We start from the raw sequence: 20,451 nt of genomic DNA on the forward strand, positions 1-20,451 counted from the left end.
GGAGCCAGCCTTGCTGGCGAAGCTCTTTCGCCAGCAAGGCTGGCTCCTACAGGTAAGACTGCGCCACCTCATGGAGCTGTTTACGGAACCAGCGCCGCAACGGATCGGCATGGGTGCGCGCATGCCAGATCTGCATCACTTGAACCCGTGGCAGATCGAGCGGCAACGGATGGATGCGCAGGTCCGGATCTCGCTCGACCGCCTCTTCGGCCAATGACCTCAGGCAGGTCAGCAACAGGTCGGTGCCACGCACCAGCCGCGTGGGGGCGACGAAGCTGGACAGGCCGGCGATGATCCTGCGTTCCCGGCCCAGCTGACGCAACGCGCAATCGACGCGGCCATCCAGGTCGCCGGTCAGGGTGGTGATCAGGTGCTCGCAGGTCAGGAAGGCTTCGAGGGTCATGCCTGCGGCCAGATGCGGGTTGCCGGCCGATGCCAGCACGACGAAGTCCTCGCTGAGCAGATGCTGCTGGTGGAAGGTGTCCGGCAAGTCGGTGTAGAAGCCGGCGATGGCCAGGTCGCAGGTGCCTTTCTCCAGTGCGTCACGCGGCAGTTCGCCACGGGTGTTGTGGGTGACCAGTGTGAGGTTCGGTGCCTGGCTGCGCAGGACCGGCAGCAGCCCAGGCAGCAGCGTCTGCTCAAGGTAGTCGGTGCTGAACAGATGAAGGCGGGCAGGGCGGGCCAGGAAGTCCTCGCCGTCGCAACGCTCGAAGAAATCCCTCAACTGCTCGGTCAGCACCTGCACCTGGGGCGCCAGTTCGTGGGCGCGTGGCGTCGGCGTGAGGCCGCGTGGAGCACGCACGAACAGCGGGTCGCCGAACTGGTGGCGCAGTTTGTTGAGCTTGTGGCTGAGGGCCGGCTGGCTGAGGGCCAGGCGCTCGGCGGCACGGGAGGCGCTGCGCTCTTCGTAGAGCACCTGGAACAGGTGCAGCAGGTTGAGATCTTTGTTGGCGATATTCATAAATTGGATTGCAGGAATAAAAGCTTTCGAATTATCGAATCTTAGCGCGATGGCTAGGATGTGCCCATTCACATCCATCCGGAGGCGCCAATGCCCATCGCAATCTTCGCCACTATTCACCCCCGCCCTGAACACCGTGGCGCCACTGAAGCGGCCTTGCGCCTGATGGTCGAGCGCAGCCGCGCCGAACCCGGCAACCTGCGCTATGACCTGTTCGCCCACGAAGGCGAGGCAGCGGCATTCGAGCTGTTCGAGCTGTATGCCGACGAGGCTGCTGTCGAAGCCCACCGCACCAGCCCCCATTACCAGGCTTATCGCGCCGCCACCGCCGACTGGCTGGCCGCACCGACGCGGGTGCAACTGGCCCGTGCGCTCGATATCAGCCCATTCAACTGACCAGGAGATCATCATGTCCAAGTTCGCATCCGTTGCCCTGGCCGGCGCGCTCATGGCAGGCGGTGCCGTCGCCGCACCCAAGGGCGAGGTGCTGGTGCTGCTGTCCAGCGAAAACCAGCTGGCGCTCAAGGATGGCAAGCACTACCCGACCGGTTACTACCTCAACGAATTCGGCGTGCCCGCCGACCAGTTGCTCAAGGCCGGCTATACGTTGGTGCTGGTAACGCCCAAGGGCAATGCGCCGAGCGTCGACGAGCGCTCGGTCGACCCGATGTATTTCGGTGGCGACCAGGCGGAAATGCTGCGCATCCGCCACGTCGTCGAAAACCTGCCGGGCATCCATGACACATTGTCGTTGTCGGAGGTGCTGGCGGGTGACCTGGACCGTTACGCCGGCATCTTCATCCCAGGCGGGCATGCGCCGCTGATCGACCTGGCCAACAACCCCGAAGTCGGTGCGCTGCTGCGCCACTTCCACCAGGCAGGCAAACCCACCGCGGCCATCTGCCATGGCCCCATCACGCTGCTGTCGGCGCAACAGGACCCGGTCGCCTTCCGCGCCGCGCTGGCCCGTGGCGAGGCCCCGGCGGCCAGCGACTGGAGCTACCAGGGCTACCGCATGACCATCTTCTCCGACCCGGAGGAGCAGGTATTCGAAGGTTCACTGAACGGTGAGCACCTGCAGTTCTACCCAGCCAAGGCCATGGCCGGCGCAGGTGGCAGCATGGGCTATGCCGAGGCCTGGAAGCCCCATGTGGTGGTCGATCGCGAGCTGATCACCGGGCAGAACCCGTTCTCCGACAAGGCGCTGGCCGCCGCTTTGCTGGAGAAGCTGGAAGATGCGGTGAAGAAAGGGGGCTGAAACACCGAGGAAAGCCAAAGCCCTGGTCCGTTGGCCAGGGCTTTTGCCGTGATGCGTGTAAGCGCCTTCAGCGTTTGGCCGGCTTCGTCAGGCCATCGACTACCAGCACCGCCGCACCGGCCATGATGGCGATATCGGCCAGGTTGAAGACGCCGGTGTGCAGCGAGCCGACATTGAGTACCAGATAGTCGACCACATGACCGTCGCGAAACACCCGGTCGATCAGGTTGGCCAAGCCACCCACGGCGATGAACCAGGCAGCGCTGGCCTTGACCGGCGCCGTCTGCCACTGCCTGAAGGCCCAGATGCTGGCCCAGCAGCACACCACGCCCACTACCACCACGAAGACCAGTAGCTTCAAGCCGGCCGGCAGGTTTGCGCCGAGGCTGAGGAAGGCGCCGGGGTTGAGGCTCAGGGCCAGGTCCAGCCAGACGTTCTGGTTGCCGATGACATAGCTGTGGTTGTTCAGGGCGACCAGGGCGATCAGCTTCACCCATTGGTCGATGATGACGAAGGCAAGGCCCAGGACAAGGACGAAGGTACGGCTGGTGAACATGGTGGCGATTTCCTAGTTGCGCGGGCGCGGCCGTCCGGTATTGGCGGGTATGCCGACAGCGCGGCGAAGATAGCGCAGGCGGGTCTAGACTTAAAGCCTGGACCCGCATGACACGCGGGCTGTTCAACCTTTCGACCACCGCCCCCGGGCCGGACATCGCCGACGGTGGCCTTCCGCTAGAGGAGGTCAGGTCATGGACGAGGCAAGGCTTCAGGAATTCATGGGCAGGTTGGTGGGCGACATGGGCGCCGCGGCGACCTTGGCCAATGTCGTGCTCGGTGACGAACTCGGGCTGTACCGGGCCATGGCCGACAGCCTGCCAGTCACGCCCGAAGTGCTGGCCGAGCGCACCGGCTGCCAGCCCCGCCTGGTGCGTGAATGGCTCAACGGCCAGGCCGCGGCGGGTTATGTGGAGCATCGCAATGGCAGCTTCACCCTCCCGGAGGAGCAGGCCCTGGCCCTGGCGCTCGAGGACTCGCCGGCCTACATGGCCGGTGGCGCGGCGGTGCTGGCCGCACTGTTTCATGACAAGGACAAGCTGGTGGCGGCCATGCGCGGCGATGGCGGGCTGGCCTGGGGCGATCATCACCCGTGCATGTTCAGCGGCACGGAACGCTTCTTCCGTCCCGGCTACCGGACGTTCCTGGTGGCGGACTGGCTGCCGGCGCTGGACGGCGTGGTGGCCAAGCTGCAGGCCGGGGCGCAGGTGGCCGATGTCGGTTGTGGCCATGGTGCCTCGACCATTGTCCTGGCCCAGGCATTTCCGGCCTCGCATTTCATAGGCTATGACTACCATGCTCCCTCGGTGAGCACCGCCACCGAGCGTGCCCGGGAAGCCGGCCTGGGCGACCGGGTGAGCTTTGTCCAGGCTTCGGCCAAGGATTATCCCGGGCATGATCTCGACCTGGTGTGCTTCTTCGACTGCCTGCACGACATGGGCGATCCGGTCGGCGCGGCGCGGCACGCCTATGATGCGTTGAAAGAGGATGGCACGGTGATGTTGGTCGAGCCGTTTGCCGAGGATACGCTGGACGCCAACATCAATCCGGTCGGGCGGCTGTTCTACGCGGCATCGACGTTCATCTGCACACCGAACTCGTTGTCGCAGGAGGTGGGCTTGGGGTTGGGCGCGCAGGCCGGTGAGGCACGGTTGCGGGCGGTGTTCGAGGAGGCGGGGTTCACGCGGTTCCGGCGGGCGACGCAGACGCCATTCAACCTCATCCTCGAAGCGCGTAAATAGTTCGGGCGCGAACCGCTTCGCATGATGAACCATGGGCGCCACCGAGCGCCCATGGTTGCGTCGCGTCAATACAGGTGAACCACCCCCTTGGCCATCAGCTCCTTGATGGTCTGCAGGAATGTGTCGTCGTCGAGCTGCGTGAGACGGACGCGCAGATCGGCGAGGGCGCAAGGGCCATCGATCAATTGCCGGGTCAGCAGGTTGTCTTGCAGGCGCAGGCCGTTCAGGGCCAGGTTGTCACGTTGCACCAGATCGCTGTAGGGCGTGGCCAGGCGCACCTGCCTGGCTTCGAGCGCCTGCAGGTCGCGGGCGAACCAGGCTCCGAGGTTGAGCCCACCGTCCATGCGCTCCTTGAAGAACACCATGCGTTCGAAGGCATTCAGGGTACTTTCGTCCTGGGCCAGGCGTGCCATTTCCTGTGCCATCGACGCGTCCAGTGGCAAGGCCTGGCCGAGGCTGAGGCTGTCGCGACAGGCTTCGTGCTGGTTCAGCACGCTTGCACTGAGCCAGCCGAGGTAGTCGAGTACATAGGGCTTGTGCACGCCGATTGCCAGGTGAAAGCACTCGCCTTCCGAGGGATAGGCGCAGTGCCACCAGCCGCGCGGGATGTAGAGGATGTCGCCTGGCTCGGTGATGACATCCAGCACCGCTTCGGTCGGGCACTCCTCGCGTCGGTCGCGGCTGAGCTGGCCGGCGATCGGGTTGGCGAAGGTCGGCTTGTAGATCTTCCAGCGTTTGCGGCCGATCAGCTGGGTGGCGAAAACGTCGTGTGCATCCCAATGGTTGCCGAACGCACTGTCGCCGGTCATGGCCAGGTAACCATTGGCAACGACCTGCCCCAGGCTCAGGTGGGCGATCGCGTTGCACAGGCGCTTGATGCGCAGCGAGCGCATTTCCAGGCGATTGAGTACCAGCGTCGCACCGTTGGCCAACTCGTTGTACAGCCGCTCGCGATTCAGGCAGGTCTTGGTCTGGCCGTAGTAGGGGATGCGTTCGGCGAACTCCGCTTCGCCGAGCGGACGCTCCCCGATCAGCTTGACGTAGCCGGCGTTGATTTCGCAGGCATAGAGCAGTTCATCCACATCGTCCCAGCTCGACAGGATGGGTTGGGTGACACCGCGCAGGTGCGCGGGCGCCTTGCCCATGAGCTGTTCACGGAAGTACTGCGCATCGATGTGCACGGTCATCAGTCCTGATCCTGCCCGTTGATGAACCCCAGCTCGCCGATGGTGACATGGCCTTCCGGCTGGTAGCTGGAGTTGGTGAACCAGTACGCGTGGGAAGAGGCGTAGATCGGGTCGTACAAGGTGAAGACATGACCGCCCACCGGGGCGCCGTAGCCTTCGGGCTGCGTATATTCGGACAGGTCCGGATGGAAATTGAAGCTTTTGAAAATCCCAAGGCCAGGGGCATTCTTGAAATCGGTGTAGTTTTGCCCGTCGTGGTGCTTGATGTAGATGTACTGGTCCAGGGTGAGGCCAGCGGCCTTGATCGGGGCATTGACCGAGGGATCGTTGAAGCGTGCGGTGTACTTGGCGATGTCGTCGTAGAACGCGTGGATCTGGCTGTCGTTGGACATGCGGTTGCCCAGGTTGGCGTGGTTCTCGGCCCAGGTGCCGGACAGGTAGCCAAACAGACCAGCCGCCGAGGAGTTGGCGTTTTGCGTCTTCAGGCCCAGCGTGGACTCGATGAATGCCGCCTTGACGGCGAACTCGATCTGCGACTCCTTGAAGCCATGCTGGTAACCGTAGTTGGCGATGGCTTCGGCGTTCTGCAGTTGAATAGCGTTGAGGTCGGCCATGTCAGTGTGCGTCCTTGCAGGTGTCGGTCAGTTTCTGGGTGATTGCCGCGGTCTGTTCGTTCACGGGGGCATGGGCCGAACGTTCGGCCAGGCGCTGGTAGCTCAGGCAGGCGTCGGCCTCGCTGTAGCGCGACTTGTCAATCAGTTGCAGTGCTTCTGCCAGCTCGGGTTCGCTTTGCAGCTCCTGGCCCAGATAACGGGCCAGGCGTGCCCGATAGAGCTGGCGCGCAGCGTCGTCGTCGACCGCCACGAAAGCCAGGGTGGTGGGGTTGCGCTCCAGCTTGTAGGCCTGGAACACCACGCCGTGGCGGGGGTCGGCCAGCGGGATGTTGGCGACCAGGGCGTAGGGCACGCCGTCGTGGTCTTGCAACTGTGCGCTGGCTTCGCCGAAGCCAAGGCTGGCGCTGGCCAGTTCGCCGTTGACGATGGCGAACGCGCGCAAGGTTTCATGGCGGCCGCTGTAGCTGCCGCAAAGCACGCTGACCGCTTCGCCAGCCAGTGTCAGGGTGTGGTTGGCCGGAAGCTGTTCGCATCCGGGGAGCAGGCGGGTGTTCTGCTCGAGCAAGGTGTCAGGCCCTTGCTTCACCGAGATGCGCGCGCCATAGGGCGACTCGGCGAACTGGCTGGGCGTGGATTGCTTCAGATAGCTGACCTGCAGGGCGTCGGGAGCCGATTGCGAGGCGAGCGTCAGCCCGGACAGGCTGAAGACCAGCAGTCCGCCAAACAACTTTGAAGTCATTTCAATTGTTCCTTAAAGAAGAACGCAGGCTGGAAGTGATGGGGTTGAAGATGATCGAAGCGATGGATCGCTTGTCTGTCTTGATGTCCATGAGTACGGACATGCCGGGTTTTACTTTGCTGTCGAGGTCCTTTGAGAGTCTCCATTCTCCTAGTGCGGCTTCAAGGGTGTACTGACGGTTGCCCGGGCCGCCTGCCTGGGCGCGGTCTTCTTCGGAGTCGGCGCTGATCCAGGTCAGGCTCGCGCCAATGCTGCCGTAGAGTTGATAAGGGAATGCGTCGACCTTGACCTCGGCTGGCGCACCCACTGCAAGAAACCCCACATCGTTGGAGTTGGCCTTGGCCCTGACCACCAGGTTGGCATCCGCTGGCACCAGCTTGGTGATTTCCTCCGACGCCTTGACCATCTGCGTGGCGTGGGTGAGCTTGAGCTCGGTGATGTAGCCGGCCTGCGGCGACTCGATCGCCAGCAATCGGGAGTTGCGCCTGGCCTTGACCAGTTCGCTGCCCAGGTCGTCGAGGGTTCGCGCCAGGTTTTCCCGCTCCTTGAGCAGTTGCTCTGTCCGCGAACCGTGCAATGCGTCGACCTTGCCTTGGGTGATGACCAGTTCCTGATGTTCCTTGCGTAGCCGGGTCTTGAGAATGATGCCTTCGTTGCGCAGGCGGTTACGCGTGTCGAGGTATTCCATGTACTTGAACCGGGAGATGGCACTGCCGGCACTATCGCGCACGGCTGCTTCCTGGGCGTCGGCGATGCGCAGCAGGTCCTTGTTCTTCTGGATCTCCGCCTGGGTGGAGACGATGGCCAGTTCACCGATGGTGGTCTGGCGCTCCAGGTCGAGCAGGGTCTGGCTGAAGTTGCGCTCCGAGGCACGCCACAATTCGAGCTCCTCGCGCGCGGCCGTGCCCTGGTCATGTTCGAAGGCCGGCGGTCGTTCGTGCAGCGAGGCCTGCACCCGCTCCTCCGCCAGCCGGGTCTTTTCGTGCAACGCTTCCAGCTTGGCCAGTTCAGCCTGCGACACCTGGGGGTCGAGCAGGGCAATACGCTCGCCCTTGTTGACGAATTGACCTTCCTTGACCAGAACCTCCTTGATCTCGCCGGTTTCCACGGCCTGGATGCTTTTTACCTTGCCTTCGGGGGCGATACGCCCGCTGACGGTCACCACGGTATCGATCCTGACCAACGAGGCCGCGAGCATTGCCGCGAGCAGCAGCGCCACGGTGAGCTGGATGGCGACCCTTGGCAGGCGCCGGGCAGGTTGTTCGAGATACGCCGCCACATCGGGGTTGCAAGGGCTCATACGGCTTCGTCCAGGCTGTGGCGGGTGTCTTGCAGCACAAGGCTGCCGTGTTCGAGGCAGTAGATCCGGTCATAGCCGGCCAGCGAACGCGGTCGGTGCGAAACAGTGATCACCGTCAGCTCGGGGAAATGCCGGATCAGGTTGTCGTGGATCAACTGTTCGGTCTGCTCGTCCAGCGCACTGGTCGACTCGTCCAGCAGCAGGATGTCCGGTTTGGACGCAAGCGCCCTGAGCAGGCAGATGCGTTGGCGCTGGCCCCCCGAGAGGCTACCGCCGCCCTCGCCGAGGATGCGCTGGTAGTGGTCTGGATGGGCTTCGATGATGTCATCGGCGCAGGCAAGCCTGGCAAGCGCGTCCAGTGCCGGACGGTCGGTCATGGCGTTGAGTGGCGTGATGTTGTCGAGCAAGGTGCCGCTGAACAGGAATGCCTGTTGTGGCAGCAGACAGACCTTGTGCCGGATGAAGGCCTGGTTGTACTGGCGGATATCCACGCCATTGGCCGCCACGCGGCCCCCCTGCGGCTGATAGGCGTTGGCCAGCAGCTTGAGCAGCGTGCTCTTGCCGCAGCCGCTGCGGCCGACGATGGCGATTTTCTCGCCTTGCTGGATGTCCAGGTTGACGGCATCCAGCAGCGCCGGCCCCTTGGGGCCATAGCGAAACGTCAGGCGGTCTGCGCTGAGCATGGAAATACGCGGGGTAGTGAGGGCTTTTTCGGGCTCCGCCGGCGCGACCTTGTCCTCCAGCTCAAGGAAGCTGGACAAGGCGTTGCGCAGTTCCTGCAGCGTGTAGGTGGCACGGGCGATAGGGTGGAACACACGGCTGGAGAACATCTGGAAGGCAACGAGCTGGCCCATGCTCATGTGGTTGTCGAGCACCAGCAGGGCGCCATACCACAAGGTCCCCAGGATACCCAGGCGTTGGACCCAGATGTTGGTGGCCACCGTCCAGTTGGCGTGGCGAGCATCTCGGCAGCCCTGTTCGGCATCGGCCAGCAGTTGCGCGCCAAGGCGCGATTGGACGAGGCCTTCGCGGCCTGTCAGTTTCAGGGTCTCGATGCCCTGCAAAGCCTCGGTCAGCAGCGCGGGTGCCTGGGATGCCTGGGCGGGCCTGGCCTGGCGGATGCGGTCGAACAGCAGGTTCAGCGAGAAGATCACCAGGATGAAGGCGCTGGAAAGCACGGTCAGTGGCAGGCTGTAGGCCATCATCAGCACCACGAACACCAGGCAGAAGGCCAGGTCCAGCGCGTTGAACAGGCCGCCGGAAAAGTTCAGCTTGCGGAATATGTCGGCGCGCCGTGCAGTCTCCACCAATTCGCCGACTTTACTGGCCCCATAGAAGGGCAGTGGCTTGTCCAGCAGCGAGGCATGGACGCGCGAGGCGATCAGCATGTCGAGTTTGGCGCCGGCTTCGGTGCTCACATACACCCGGGCCAATGACAGCGCCAGTTCGCAGCAGGCGAGGATGATGGCCAGGCTGCCGAAAACGTGCAGGGCGGACAGGTTCTGGTGGACCAGTACCCGGTCGATGATGATCTGGCTGAAGATCGGGATGGAAAAGCCGAGCGTCTGGATCAGCAGGGTAGCGCCGGCGATCAGTGCCACGGTGGGACCATCGAAATAGTGACGCAGCGCGGCACGCAGGCTCAGAGCGCCGGTCGGGTTTCTTTTCAATTGCAGGGCTGAGCCGATGAGCATGCGCTTGACTTCGGCCAACGGCAGCATCAACGGGGTGTCCGGCATGCCTGGCTGGAAGATGAAACACAGGCCTCTTTCCAGCTTGGCCAGGACACACAGGCCGTGCTCTTCAAGGTTGATGAGCAGGGGCTGGGGTGCTCGATCCAGGTGTTGTGCCGCCCAGGCCTTGCAAGTGAAACCTTGCTGCCTTGCCAGTGAGCGGCATTGCTTTTCCAGGGGTTGGGACGAAACCGAATGGCGTTGACGCTGCAAGGCCAGTGGGTCGGTGGCATGGCCCTGCAATGACAGGCAGAAGCACAGGCTTGGAACAATCCCGTCCATGGAAGCGCCTTAAAAGAGAATGATTTAGATATGGATTTATCGCGGCATCATACATTTTTTACATTTTGTAACATCTATATTTGTTAATCGTAAGCGATTGATTTGATTGCAAAAATCTATTGAGAGAGGTGGCTCTCGAAGGGTGGGGTGCGCGCTGCGGATGCGTGGATATTCTGCAAAAATGATGGCTTTATGCTGGCAACTGAAGCGAATGCCGTTGCCGAGTGTGAGGGGGCTACTGCGTGCCCAGAACGGGCCAGACGGGGAAGTGGGAACAAAAGAAAAGGGGCCTTTCGGCCCCCTCAGTGTTTCATGTTGGCTTGGCTATCAAGCCTCGGCGTCCCATGCACGGTCGCCGTTCTCATCCTTGACGCGGGTCGGCAGGCCCATCACGTCCAGCGCCTTGAGGAACGGCTCGGCCGGCAGCTCCTCGACGTTGACCATGCGCCCGGCGTCCCACTGGCCGCGAGCGACCAGCAGGGCGGCAGCCACCGGTGGCACGCCGGCGGTGTAGGAGATGCCCTGGCTGTCGGTCTCGGCGTAGGCTTCTTCGTGATCCGCCACGTTGTAGATGAACACCTCGCGCGGCTGGCCGTCCTTGGTGCCCTTGACCAGGTCGCCGATGCAGGTCTTTCCGGTGTAGCCCGGGGCCAGCGAAGCTGGATCAGGAAGCACGGCCTTGACCACTTTCAACGGCACCACTTCCAGGCCTTCGGCGGTCTTGACCGGTTGCTCGGAGAGCAGGCCGAGGTTCTTCAGCACGGTGAACACGTTGATGTAGTGCTCGCCGAAGCTCATCCAGAAGCGCACGTTCGGCACGTTCAGGTTCTTCGAGATCGAATGAACCTCGTCGTGGCCCGTCAGGTACAGGTTCTGCGAACCGACCACCGGCAGGTCGTCGGTGCGCTTGACCTCGAACATGGTGTTGCTGGTCCACTGGCTGTTCTGCCAGCTCCATACTTGCCCGGTGAACTCGCGGAAGTTGATTTCCGGGTCGAAGTTGGTGGCGAAGTACTTGCCGTGGGACCCGGCATTGACGTCGAGGATGTCGATCGAGTCAATGTGGTCGAAATACTGCTGCTGCGCGAGTTTCGCGTAGCTGTTCACCACACCCGGGTCGAAGCCGACACCAAGAATGGCGGTAATGTTCTTCTGCTGGCACTCTTCGAGGTGTTTCCACTCGTAGTTGCCATACCAGGGCGGGGTTTCGCAGATCTTGCCCGGTTCTTCGTGAATCGCGGTGTCAAGATAAGCGACACCGGTATCGATGCAGGCGCGCAGCACCGACATGTTGAGGAAGGCGGAACCAACGTTGATCACGATCTGCGATTCGGTCTCGCGGATCAGTGCCTTGGTGGCCTCGACATCGAGGGCGTTGAGCGAGAAGGCCTGGATGTCGGCGGGTACCTTGAGGCTACCCTTGGCCTTGACGCTGTCGATGATGGCCTGGCATTTGGAGATGTTCCGTGACGCAATCGCAATACGACCCAGTTCGTCGTTATGCTGTGCGCACTTGTGGGCCACCACCTTGGCGACACCTCCTGCACCAATGATAAGAACGTTCTTCTTCAATTCAGCTGCTCTCCTTCATGAAAGCCTGTCTTACGACAGGCTCGAAACGTAGTCGTCGAAACCGAACTCGCGCACCACCTCGACGCTGCCGTCGAGCTGCTTGACCGCGATGGACGGCATTTTCAGACCGTTGAACCAGTTTTTCTTGACCATGGTGTAGCCGGCGGTGTCGACGAACGACAGGCGGTCACCGATCTGCAGCGGCTTGTCGAACTGATATTCGCCGAAGATATCGCCGGCCAGGCACGACTTGCCGCAGACCATGTAGGTGTGCGCCCCGTCATTGGGCGCCATCTTGGCGTTGAGGCGGTAGATCAGCAGGTCGAGCAGGTGCGCCTCGATCGAGCTGTCGACCACGGCCAGGTGCTTGCCGTTGTACAGGGTGTCGAGCACGGTCACTTCCAGCGAGGCGCTGTTGGTGATGGCGGCTTCGCCCGGCTCCAGGTAAACCTGTACGGCGTATTTTTCCGCGAAGGCTTTCAGGCGCGCGCAGAAGGCATCGACCGCATAGTCTTCACCGGTGAAGTGGATGCCGCCACCGAGGCTGACCCACTCGACCTGGTGCAGCAGGTGGCCGAAGCGTTCCTCGATGTGCGACAGCATCTTGTCGAACAGGCTGAAGTCGCCGTTCTCGCAGTTGTTGTGGAACATGAAGCCGGAAATCTTCTCGATCACCTTCTCGATCTTTTCCGGGTCCCATTCACCGAGGCGGCTGAACGGGCGCGCAGGGTCGGCCAGCAGGTAGTCGGAGCTGCTCACCTGCGGGTTGACGCGCAGGCCGCGGACCTTGCCTTCGGATTGTTCTGTGAAGCGCTCGAGCTGGCCGATGGAGTTGAAGATGATCTTGTCGCAGTTCTCGAGCATCTCTTCGACTTCATCGTCGGCCCAGGCCACGCTGTAGGCGTGGGTTTCGCCTTCGAACTTCTGGCGGCCGAGCTTGAGCTCGTACAGCGAAGACGAAGTGGTGCCATCCATGTACTGCTGCATCAGGTCGAACACCGACCAGGTGGCGAAGCATTTGAGGGCGAGCAGGGCCTTGGCCCCGGACTGCTGGCGAACGTAGGCAATCTTTTCCATGTTGCCCAGCAGCTTTTGTTTATCGATGAGGTAGTACGGCGTCTTGATCATTTAAAGGCCCCCGGCCAGGCCGGCCAAAAAAAGGACACGCATTGTGCCTTCACTTGCCACTATTCGAAAGGGCGCAAGGCGCATTTCGTCTGAGTTGCGTGGGTGACAGGCCCAGTTGAACAGAAGATTGTGACTGTCCGGGGCTGCGCTCAGGTTCCGCGCCTGCACGATGTGTTGTCGATCCTGGCCCGAGGGCGTATAAACTGCACCCACTTTTGGCCGGTCGCTTCCTGAACCGGCCGCTGAAACAAAGAGAGTCGATATGGGCGCACAGTGGAAAGCCAAGCATAGAGAAACGGCGGCCAACGCCAAGGGCAAGATCATGGGCAAGCTGGCCAAGGAGATCCAGATCGCCGCCAAGTCCGGCGCCGATCCGGACATGAACCCACGCCTGCGCCTGGCCATCGTCCAGGCCAAGAAAGCCTCGATGACCCGTGAGACCCTGGAGCGTGCGATCAAGAAAGGCGCAGGCCTGGACGGCGAGGCCGTGCAGTACCATGCCGTCAGCTACGAAGGCTTCGCCCCGCACCAGGTGCCGCTGATCGTCGAGTGCCTGACCGACAACGTCAACCGTACCGTGGCCCAGATCCGCGTGCTGTTCCGCAAGGGCCAGCTGGGCGCCAGCGGTTCGGTGGCCTGGGACTTCAACCATGTCGGCCTGATCGAGGCCACCCCGGAGGGTGACGCTGATCCGGAAATGGCCGCTATCGAAGCCGGTGCCCAGGACTTCGAGGACGGCGAGGAAGAGGGTTCGACCCTGTTCATCACTGACACCACCGACCTGGACGCGGTGCAGAAGGCTCTGCCGGAGCAAGGTTTCACCGTGACCTCGGCGAAGATCGGCTACACCCCGAAGAACCCGGTGAGTGCCGCCAGCCTGAGCGCCGAGGCGTTGGCCGAAGTCGAGGCGTTCCTCGAGGCGATCGACGAGAACGAAGACGTGCAGAACGTCTATGTCGGCCTGACCGACTGATCGAGCCAGCGCTTCGCCGGCAAGCCGGCTCCTACACGCAGTTGCCCCGTAGGAGCCGGCTTGCCGGCGAATGGGCACTTGGATTCAACACAGGGGAGCCTGCATGAACCCCACCTTCGCCTCCCTCAGCCTCGCCCACCTGCGCACCCTCGACTGCCTCCTGCATTTAAAGAACCTCAGCCACGCCGCCGAGCGCCTGGGCTGCAGCCAGCCCGCGCTCAGCCGCCAGCTGGCCCACCTGCGCGAAGCCTTCGACGACCCGTTGCTGGTGCGTCAGGGCCGCGGTTATGTGCTCAGCGAGCACGCCGAGGCATTGGTCGAACCGCTACGCCAGGTGCTGGACGAGCTTAGCGCTTTGCGCCAACCCGCCGCCTTCGACCCGGCCCGTTGCGAGCGGCGATTCTGCCTGGCGGCGTCGGACTATGTGGCCGAGCACATGCTGCCGTTGTTGGTGGCAGCATTGGAGCGCGAGGCACCAGGGGTGTCGCTGGAATACCGCACCTGGCAGGCCGGGCAGTACGCCTTGCTGGCCAGTGGCGAGATAGACCTGGCCACCACGCTGTTCGACGAGTCGCCACCTAACTTGCACGGCCGCCTGCTCGGCGAGGACCGTGCGGTGTGCCTGATGCGCCATGACCATCCACTGACCGTGCGCGCCGATCTGAGCCAGGACGACTACCTGGCGTTCAAGCATGTGCGGGTGTCCGGTGGTGGCGACAAGGACAGCTTCATCGACCGCCATCTCCGTGCCCAGGGCATGCAACGGCGGATCAGCCTGGAGGTGCCGTTCTTCAGCGCCATGGTCCAGGTGGTCGCCAACGGCCAGGCGCTGGCCACGGTGCCCGAGCATATCGCCACGCAATTGGCGCGGTTGCATGGCCTGGCTTGGCGGCCGATGGGGTTCATCACGCATACCCAGCGTTACTGGGTGGTCTGGCATCAGCGCCTGCAAGCCTCGGCCGAGCACCGTTGGTTGCGCAACCGGGTGTACGAACTGTGGCGTCAGTCGCAGTTCGGTGTGCAGGGCGGGCATGCGCCTTCGCCATAGCAGCTATGCGCGATACGGGGTTATTCATTGGCAAGAGGCCGCCTAGACTGCTGGGCATCGAGTTGTCTGAAACAGCCTGTTCGCCGGCAAGCCGGCTCCTACGTAGGAGCCGGCTTGCCGGCGAACAGGCCGGTACAGGCAGCGGACAACCCTCAGGAGACCGCTACGTGACCCCCGAACAATTCCGCCAATACGGCCACCAACTGATCGACCTGATCGCCGACTACCGCCAGACCGTCGCCGAGCGCCCGGTCATGGCCCAGGTCGAGCCCGGCTATCTCAAGGCTGCCTTGCCCGGCGCGGCGCCGCAGCAGGGTGAACCCTTCGAGGCAATCCTGAAGGATGTCGACCAGTTGCTGATGCCTGGCCTGTCCCATTGGCAACATCCCGACTTCTACGGCTACTTCCCCTCCAATGGCACGCTGTCATCGGTGCTGGGCGATTTCCTCAGCACCGGCCTTGGCGTGCTCGGCCTGTCCTGGCAGTCCAGCCCGGCCTTGAGCGAGCTGGAGGAAACCACGCTCGACTGGCTGCGCCAACTGCTGGGGCTGTCCAGCCAGTGGAGCGGGGTGATCCAGGACACCGCCTCGACCAGTACCCTGGTGGCGCTGATCTGCGCCCGTGAACGGACCACCGACTACGCCCTGGTACGCGGCGGCCTGCAGGCCCAGGCCAAGCCCCTGGTCGTCTACGTCAGTGCCCACGCCCACAGCTCGGTGGACAAGGCCGCGCTGCTGGCCGGTTTCGGCCGCGACAACATTCGTTTGATCCCCACCGACGAACAGTTCGCCATGCAGCCCGAAGCGCTGCGCGCGGCCATCGACAAGGACCTGGCCGCTGGCAACCAGCCGTGCGCCGTGGTCGCCACCACCGGCACCACCACCACCACCGCGCTCGACCCGCTGCGCGCGATCGGCGAGATCGCCCAGGCCAACCAGCTGTGGTTGCACGTCGACTCGGCCATGGCCGGCTCGGCGATGATCCTGCCGGAATGCCGCTGGATGTGGGACGGCATCGAGCTGGCCGACTCGGTGGTGGTCAATGCCCACAAGTGGCTGGGCGTGGCGTTCGACTGTTCGATCTACTATGTGCGTGACCCGCAGCACCTGATCCGGGTGATGAGCACCAACCCCAGCTACCTGCAATCGGCCGTCGATGGCGAAGTGAAGAACCTGCGCGACTGGGGCATCCCGCTGGGGCGCCGGTTCCGCGCGTTGAAGCTGTGGTTCATGCTCCGTAGCGAGGGCGTGGAGAACTTGCAGCAACGCCTGCGCCGCGACCTCGACAACGCCCGCTGGCTGGCCGAGCAGGTGCAGGCGTCGGGTGAATGGGAGTTGCTGGCACCGGTGCAGTTGCAGACCCTGTGCATCCGTCATCGGCCTGCCGGGCTGGAGGGTGAGGCGCTGGATGCCCATACCCGTGGTTGGGCGGATCGCTTGAATGCCTCGGGCGACGCCTATGTCACCCCGGCCACCCTGGAAGGGCGCTGGATGGTGCGGGTCTCGGTCGGTGCGCTGCCGACCGAACGCGAGCATGTGCAGCGCCTGTGGCAGCGCCTGCAAACCGTCGTGGCCTGACCCTGTAGGAGCCAGCCTTGCTGGCGAACCGCGCCAACTCGGTGTGAATGCGGTTCGCCAGCAACGCTGGCTCCTACACCGATCCTTGCATCAACAGCTTGAGCGAGGCGTCGAACTGCTTCAGCGCATCGGCCTGCACCGCTTGCTCTTCATCCAACTGGCGCACCAGGTCGACCCCCTTGGCCTGCTTGCTCGCCACCCCCTCGGCACGGCCGATGTAGGTCAGTTGTTCATCGAAGAACCGCGCCACCACGCTGGCCTGGATCGCTTCGCTGCCGGGGCTGGCCAGCTGGCTGCGGGCATCGAGCAGCACGATCACGTCCGGGCGGTCGGCGAGCAGGGTGTCCAGGTCTTCGTAGAACGTGACGTCGGCGAACGTCTGGACGAGCGATTGTGCCAACCAAGCGTAGGCCTGGCTGCCACCCAGGGTGGCTACTGGCGTGCCCTTGGCCGTGCCCGGCACGGCCTGGTCGCGATGACGTTGCAGGTAGTCCAGGGTCGCGGTGGCGTTGCGCCCCAGCAGCACCGCCACATGCTGGCCGTGGCTCAGGGTGACGCTGGACAACTCGGTGGCCGAGTAGAAGTGCCCGTAGGGTTGCGTCTGCTGCTGGCTGGCGGGCGTCGCGCAGCCCGCAAGGGCGGCGAACAGGGCCAGCAGGGCGGCGAGCATGCCGGTTTTCATGGGAGTTGCCTCGTCGAAGTGTCAATGCCGCCATCTTCCTCGCGCCGAGCGGCGGGCGGAACTCGATGGCAGGCATGGTGGCTATCGACGGCATCGATGGTTCAGCGTGGCGCGCTCATGAACTGCAGGATGCGTTCGCGCAGCCAGCGCTCGGCCGGGTCATTGTCGTGGGCGCTGCTCCAGGCCATCGACAGCTCGGCCTCGCTGACCTCGAAGGGCGCCGGGTCGGCGCGCAGGCTGCCGTCGTCGGCCAGGGCGCAGGCGGCGTAGTCCGGCACGGTGGCGATCATCTCGGTGTTGCGCAGCAGCGCGCGCAGGCTGCCGAACTGCGGCACCGCCAGCACCACCTTGCGCGTGCGGCCGATGCGCGCCAGGTCCAGGTCGATATTGCCGCTCATGTCGCCGGAGAACGACACCATCACATGGGGGCGGGCGCAGTACTCGTCCAGGGTCAGCGGCCCGGGGCGGTCGTCGGCGCGCAGCACTCGCACGCCGATGTCACGCAGCTTGCGGCGTTTCGCGTTGGCCGGCAGGTCGGTGGTATAGCTCACCCCCACCGAGATCTCGCCCGAGGCGAGCAGGCCCGGCATCAGCAGGAAGTTGGCCCGGCGCACAACCACGCTGATCTCTGGCGCCTCCTGTCGCAACGCGTCGAGCAGGGCGGGAAACAAACCGAACTCGGCATCGTCCGACAGGCCCAGGCGGAACACGTTGCAACTGCTGGCTGGGTCGAATGCCTTGGCCCGGCTGATCGCCGCCGAGATGACGTCCATCGCCGGCGCCAGTTCACCGAAGATCTGCAACGCCCGTGGCGTGGGGTCCATGGCCCGGCCATTGCGGATCAGCAGCGGGTCGTCGAACAGGTCGCGCAGGCGGGCGAGGGCGGCGCTGACCGTGGGTTGGGTGATGAACAGCTTCTCGCCGACCCGGGTGAGGTTGCGTTCGAGCATCAACGCTTCGAACACCACCAGCAGGTTCATGTCGACGCGGCGCAGGTCGTTGCGGTTCATGCGGGGCCCTTGGGCGGAGGAAAGTGCCGATTCAAGCACAGATCCAGGCGCCTGGCTTGTACCGATGTGCCTGGCGCGGTGGCTGACAGACCCACGCTATCACCCTTCAATACCGCCTCTATTAGACCTCTGCCCAAGCTCGACTAGTCTTTCCCCTGGCCCCGCGAAAAGCCGTCGCGGGATGCGTGGCCGTGCACACCGGCCACACCTGATGAGGGGTAGGCCCGGGCCTTGCGCCCGGCCGATCGAATACCTGGCGCCGCGTTCACAACAATGCCCGGAAACCTGGACAGATCCGACCGAAAAGGTAGAAGCAGATGTCGAACGAATCGAAATGCCCGTTCCATCAAACCGCTGGTGGTGGCACCAGCAACCGTGACTGGTGGCCTGACCAGCTCAACCTGAAGATCCTCCACCAGCACTCGCGCAAGTCCGATCCGATGGACCCGGACTTCGACTACGCCAAGGCGTTCAAGAGCCTCGATTTCCAGGCCCTGAAAAAAGACCTGAGCGCTTTGATGACCGACTCCCAGGACTGGTGGCCGGCCGACTTCGGCCACTACGGCCCACTGTTCATCCGCATGGCCTGGCACAGCGCCGGCACCTATCGCATCGGTGATGGCCGCGGGGGCGCCGGCTCCGGCCAGCAACGCTTCGCCCCGCTCAACAGCTGGCCGGACAACGTCAGCCTGGACAAGGCCCGGCGCTTGCTGTGGCCGATCAAGCAGAAATACGGCAACAAGATTTCCTGGGCCGACCTGATCGTGCTCACCGGCAACGTCGCCCTGGAGTCGATGGGCTTCAAGACCTTCGGCTTCTCTGGCGGCCGCGCCGATGTCTGGGAGCCGGACGAGGATGTGTACTGGGGGTCGGAAAAGGTCTGGCTGGGTGGCGACACCCGCTACGGCAAGGCCGAGGCGCCCGGCAAGGGCGACCTGGTGGCGGAACCGGCCAAGCGCCCGGAAGAGCAGGGCCGCAACCTGGCCGGTGAGCGCAACCTGGAAAACCCGCTGGCCGCCGTGCAGATGGGCCTGATCTACGTCAACCCGGAAGGCCCGGAAGGCAACCCCGACCCGGTCGCCTCGGGCAAGGATATCCGCGACACCTTCGGCCGCATGGCCATGGACGATGAAGAGACCGTGGCCCTGATCGCCGGTGGCCATGCCTTCGGCAAGACCCACGGCGCGGGCCCCGCCGACAATGTCGGCGCCGAGCCGGAAGCGGCGGGCCTGGAGCAGCAAGGCTTTGGCTGGCACAACAGGTTCGGCTCCGGCAAGGGCGGCGACACCATTACCAGCGGCCTGGAAGTGACCTGGACCTCGACCCCGACGAAGTGGAGCAACGAGTACCTGAACAACCTGTTCAACTTCGAATGGGAACTGACCAAGAGCCCCGCAGGCGCGCACCAGTGGCGGCCGAAGGATGGCAAGGGCGCCAATACCGTGCCTGATGCGCATGATCCAGCGAAGAAGCATGCCCCGTCGATGCTCACCTCCGACCTGGCACTGCGTTTCGACCCGATCTACGAACCCATCGCCCGGCGCTTCAAGGACAATCCCGACCAGCTCGCCGACGCGTTCGCCCGCGCCTGGTACAAACTGATCCACCGTGACATGGGCCCGCTGGCGCGTTACCTGGGCCCGGAAATGCCCACTGAGGAACTGCTGTGGCAGGACCCGCTGCCCAAGGCCGGCCCGCAGCCAAGCGAAGCCGATATCGCCGCGCTCAAGGCCAAGGTGCTGGCCTCGGGGCTGAGTGTCGCCGAGCTGGTATCCACCGCCTGGGCCTCGGCCTCGACCTTCCGCGGCTCGGACAAGCGCGGTGGCGCCAATGGCGCGCGCTTGCGCCTGGCCCCGCAGAAAGATTGGGCGGCGAACCAGGGTGTCGACAAGGTGCTGGCGGCACTGGAGAAGATCCGCAGCGAGGGGGGGCACAAGATCTCCCTGGCCGACCTGATCGTACTGGCTGGCAGCGCGGCGGTGGAGAAGGCCGCCAAGGATGCCGGGCATACGATCGGCGTGCCCTTCCACCCGGGGCGCGTGGATGCCTCGCAGGAGCAGACCGATGTCGAGTCGTTCGCCGTGCTGGAGCCCCTGGCTGACGGCTTCCGTAACTTCAGCAAGGCGCGCTACAGCGTCAAGGCCGAGAAGTTGCTGCTGGACAAGGCCCAGTTGCTGACGCTCACCGCGCCGGAACTGACCGTGCTGGTCGGTGGCCTGCGTGTGCTCGGCGCCAACCATGGCGGCAGCAAGGAAGGGGTATTCACCGACAAGCCCGGCGTACTGACCAACGACTTCTTCCGCAACCTGTTGGACATGGGCGTGGAGTGGAAGCCGACCTCGGCGGACAACGAGCACTTCGAAGGTCGTGACCGCAAGACCGGCGCGGTGAAGTGGACCGGTAGCCGGGTCGACCTGGTGTTCGGCTCTCATGCCCAGCTGCGTGCCCTCAGCGAGGTGTATGGCAGCAGCGATGCCGCTGCGAAGTTCGTCAAGGACTTCGTCGCGGTCTGGGCGAAGGTCATGGAGCTGGACCGCTTCGACCTCAAGTAGCCAATCTGCCGCAAAAGCCCGCCCCACAGGTTTGCCGCC

The 20,451-nt window shown here is 63.9% G+C and carries 18 protein-coding genes; 7 read left to right on the forward strand and 11 right to left on the reverse strand.

The window, feature by feature from the left end; all coding sequences use genetic code 11:
• Positions 1–46: 46 nt before the first annotated feature.
• Positions 47–961, reverse strand: a complete 915-nt coding sequence (locus P5705_RS10855; protein WP_277460848.1) for a LysR family transcriptional regulator — start codon at positions 959–961, stop codon at positions 47–49.
• Between the two features lie 90 nt (positions 962–1,051).
• Here P5705_RS10855 and P5705_RS10860 point away from each other — a divergent pair, with 90 nt between their 5' ends.
• Both P5705_RS10860 and P5705_RS10865 read left to right on the forward strand, forming a co-directional pair.
• Entirely contained in the window at positions 1,052–1,357 is a 306-nt protein-coding gene (locus P5705_RS10860) for a putative quinol monooxygenase (RefSeq protein WP_277460849.1), read from the forward strand.
• A gap of 13 nt (positions 1,358–1,370) precedes the next feature.
• Positions 1,371–2,219: a type 1 glutamine amidotransferase domain-containing protein gene (locus P5705_RS10865; RefSeq protein WP_277460850.1), complete on the forward strand. Its 849-nt coding sequence runs from the start codon at positions 1,371–1,373 to the stop codon at positions 2,217–2,219.
• Positions 2,220–2,286: 67 nt separating this feature from the next.
• Here P5705_RS10865 and P5705_RS10870 read toward each other — a convergent pair whose 3' ends face one another.
• Positions 2,287–2,775, reverse strand: coding sequence for a signal peptidase II (locus P5705_RS10870; protein ID WP_277460851.1), 489 nt, complete (start codon positions 2,773–2,775; stop codon positions 2,287–2,289).
• Between the two features lie 193 nt (positions 2,776–2,968).
• Here P5705_RS10870 and P5705_RS10875 point away from each other — a divergent pair, with 193 nt between their 5' ends.
• The gene (locus tag P5705_RS10875; RefSeq protein ID WP_277460852.1) at positions 2,969–4,015 is read left to right on the forward strand and encodes a class I SAM-dependent methyltransferase; all 1,047 of its coding nucleotides are present in this window, start codon (positions 2,969–2,971) and stop codon (positions 4,013–4,015) included.
• Between the two features lie 65 nt (positions 4,016–4,080).
• Here P5705_RS10875 and P5705_RS10880 read toward each other — a convergent pair whose 3' ends face one another.
• The 7 genes from P5705_RS10880 to nspC form a co-directional block, all read right to left on the reverse strand.
• Positions 4,081–5,202 carry a cupin domain-containing protein gene (locus P5705_RS10880; protein ID WP_277460853.1) on the reverse strand — a complete coding sequence of 374 codons (1,122 nt, stop codon included), beginning with the start codon at positions 5,200–5,202 and terminating at the stop codon, positions 4,081–4,083.
• The gene (locus P5705_RS10885; RefSeq protein WP_248919793.1) at positions 5,202–5,816 is read right to left on the reverse strand and encodes a hypothetical protein; all 615 of its coding nucleotides are present in this window, start codon (positions 5,814–5,816) and stop codon (positions 5,202–5,204) included. Before P5705_RS10885 ends, P5705_RS10880 begins: the two co-directional genes overlap by 1 nt.
• 1 nt (position 5,817) lies before the next feature.
• Positions 5,818–6,555, reverse strand: coding sequence for a hypothetical protein (locus tag P5705_RS10890; RefSeq protein WP_277460854.1), 738 nt, complete (start codon positions 6,553–6,555; stop codon positions 5,818–5,820).
• Between the two features lies 1 nt (position 6,556).
• Positions 6,557–7,855, reverse strand: a complete 1,299-nt coding sequence (locus tag P5705_RS10895) for an HlyD family type I secretion periplasmic adaptor subunit (protein ID WP_277460855.1) — start codon at positions 7,853–7,855, stop codon at positions 6,557–6,559.
• Entirely contained in the window at positions 7,852–9,870 is a 2,019-nt protein-coding gene (locus P5705_RS10900; protein WP_277460856.1) for a peptidase domain-containing ABC transporter, read from the reverse strand. The genes P5705_RS10895 and P5705_RS10900 overlap by 4 nt, the downstream gene beginning before the upstream one ends.
• A 327-nt stretch (positions 9,871–10,197) precedes the next feature.
• A complete protein-coding gene (locus P5705_RS10905; protein ID WP_277460857.1) occupies positions 10,198–11,442 on the reverse strand; it encodes a saccharopine dehydrogenase family protein in 1,245 nt (414 codons plus the stop codon).
• A gap of 30 nt (positions 11,443–11,472) precedes the next feature.
• Positions 11,473–12,570, reverse strand: coding sequence for a carboxynorspermidine decarboxylase (gene nspC / locus P5705_RS10910; protein ID WP_277460858.1), 1,098 nt, complete (start codon positions 12,568–12,570; stop codon positions 11,473–11,475).
• 262 nt (positions 12,571–12,832) lie between these two features.
• On the opposite strand from nspC, the gene P5705_RS10915 reads away from it, so the two are divergent.
• From P5705_RS10915 to P5705_RS10925, 3 genes are all read left to right on the forward strand, one after another.
• Positions 12,833–13,543, forward strand: a complete 711-nt coding sequence (locus P5705_RS10915) for a YebC/PmpR family DNA-binding transcriptional regulator (RefSeq protein ID WP_110995175.1) — start codon at positions 12,833–12,835, stop codon at positions 13,541–13,543.
• A gap of 103 nt (positions 13,544–13,646) precedes the next feature.
• The gene (locus P5705_RS10920; RefSeq protein WP_277460859.1) at positions 13,647–14,591 is read left to right on the forward strand and encodes a LysR family transcriptional regulator; all 945 of its coding nucleotides are present in this window, start codon (positions 13,647–13,649) and stop codon (positions 14,589–14,591) included.
• 167 nt (positions 14,592–14,758) lie between these two features.
• Complete coding sequence (locus P5705_RS10925) at positions 14,759–16,168, forward strand: DOPA decarboxylase (RefSeq protein ID WP_277460860.1); 1,410 nt, start codon at positions 14,759–14,761, stop codon at positions 16,166–16,168.
• Positions 16,169–16,241: 73 nt separating this feature from the next.
• Here P5705_RS10925 and P5705_RS10930 read toward each other — a convergent pair whose 3' ends face one another.
• Both P5705_RS10930 and P5705_RS10935 read right to left on the reverse strand, forming a co-directional pair.
• Positions 16,242–16,850: an ATPase gene (locus P5705_RS10930; protein WP_277460861.1), complete on the reverse strand. Its 609-nt coding sequence runs from the start codon at positions 16,848–16,850 to the stop codon at positions 16,242–16,244.
• Between the two features lie 101 nt (positions 16,851–16,951).
• A complete protein-coding gene (locus P5705_RS10935; RefSeq protein ID WP_277460862.1) occupies positions 16,952–17,860 on the reverse strand; it encodes a LysR family transcriptional regulator in 909 nt (302 codons plus the stop codon).
• A 317-nt stretch (positions 17,861–18,177) separates the two neighbouring features.
• Between P5705_RS10935 and katG the strand changes: the two genes are divergently transcribed.
• The gene (katG, locus tag P5705_RS10940) at positions 18,178–20,412 is read left to right on the forward strand and encodes a catalase/peroxidase HPI (RefSeq protein WP_277460863.1); all 2,235 of its coding nucleotides are present in this window, start codon (positions 18,178–18,180) and stop codon (positions 20,410–20,412) included.
• Positions 20,413–20,451 lie beyond the last annotated feature (39 nt).

The organism is Pseudomonas entomophila, assembly GCF_029478665.1.
GTDB classification, from domain to species: Bacteria; Pseudomonadota; Gammaproteobacteria; order Pseudomonadales; family Pseudomonadaceae; genus Aquipseudomonas; species Aquipseudomonas entomophila_F.

Coding starts and splice junctions, on each gene's coding strand:
- katG (WP_277460863.1), top strand. CDS start 18,178: ATGTCGAACGAATCGAAATGCCCGTTCCATCAAACCGCTGGTGGTGGC.
- nspC (WP_277460858.1), bottom strand. CDS start 12,570: ATGATCAAGACGCCGTACTACCTCATCGATAAACAAAAGCTGCTGGGC.
- P5705_RS10900 (WP_277460856.1), bottom strand. CDS start 9,870: ATGGACGGGATTGTTCCAAGCCTGTGCTTCTGCCTGTCATTGCAGGGC.
- P5705_RS10885 (WP_248919793.1), bottom strand. CDS start 5,816: ATGGCCGACCTCAACGCTATTCAACTGCAGAACGCCGAAGCCATCGCC.
- P5705_RS10860 (WP_277460849.1), top strand. CDS start 1,052: ATGCCCATCGCAATCTTCGCCACTATTCACCCCCGCCCTGAACACCGT.
- P5705_RS10855 (WP_277460848.1), bottom strand. CDS start 961: ATGAATATCGCCAACAAAGATCTCAACCTGCTGCACCTGTTCCAGGTG.
- P5705_RS10920 (WP_277460859.1), top strand. CDS start 13,647: ATGAACCCCACCTTCGCCTCCCTCAGCCTCGCCCACCTGCGCACCCTC.
- P5705_RS10865 (WP_277460850.1), top strand. CDS start 1,371: ATGTCCAAGTTCGCATCCGTTGCCCTGGCCGGCGCGCTCATGGCAGGC.
- P5705_RS10895 (WP_277460855.1), bottom strand. CDS start 7,855: ATGAGCCCTTGCAACCCCGATGTGGCGGCGTATCTCGAACAACCTGCC.
- P5705_RS10915 (WP_110995175.1), top strand. CDS start 12,833: ATGGGCGCACAGTGGAAAGCCAAGCATAGAGAAACGGCGGCCAACGCC.
- P5705_RS10880 (WP_277460853.1), bottom strand. CDS start 5,202: ATGACCGTGCACATCGATGCGCAGTACTTCCGTGAACAGCTCATGGGC.
- P5705_RS10875 (WP_277460852.1), top strand. CDS start 2,969: ATGGACGAGGCAAGGCTTCAGGAATTCATGGGCAGGTTGGTGGGCGAC.
- P5705_RS10890 (WP_277460854.1), bottom strand. CDS start 6,555: ATGACTTCAAAGTTGTTTGGCGGACTGCTGGTCTTCAGCCTGTCCGGG.
- P5705_RS10935 (WP_277460862.1), bottom strand. CDS start 17,860: ATGAACCGCAACGACCTGCGCCGCGTCGACATGAACCTGCTGGTGGTG.
- P5705_RS10930 (WP_277460861.1), bottom strand. CDS start 16,850: ATGAAAACCGGCATGCTCGCCGCCCTGCTGGCCCTGTTCGCCGCCCTT.
- P5705_RS10870 (WP_277460851.1), bottom strand. CDS start 2,775: ATGTTCACCAGCCGTACCTTCGTCCTTGTCCTGGGCCTTGCCTTCGTC.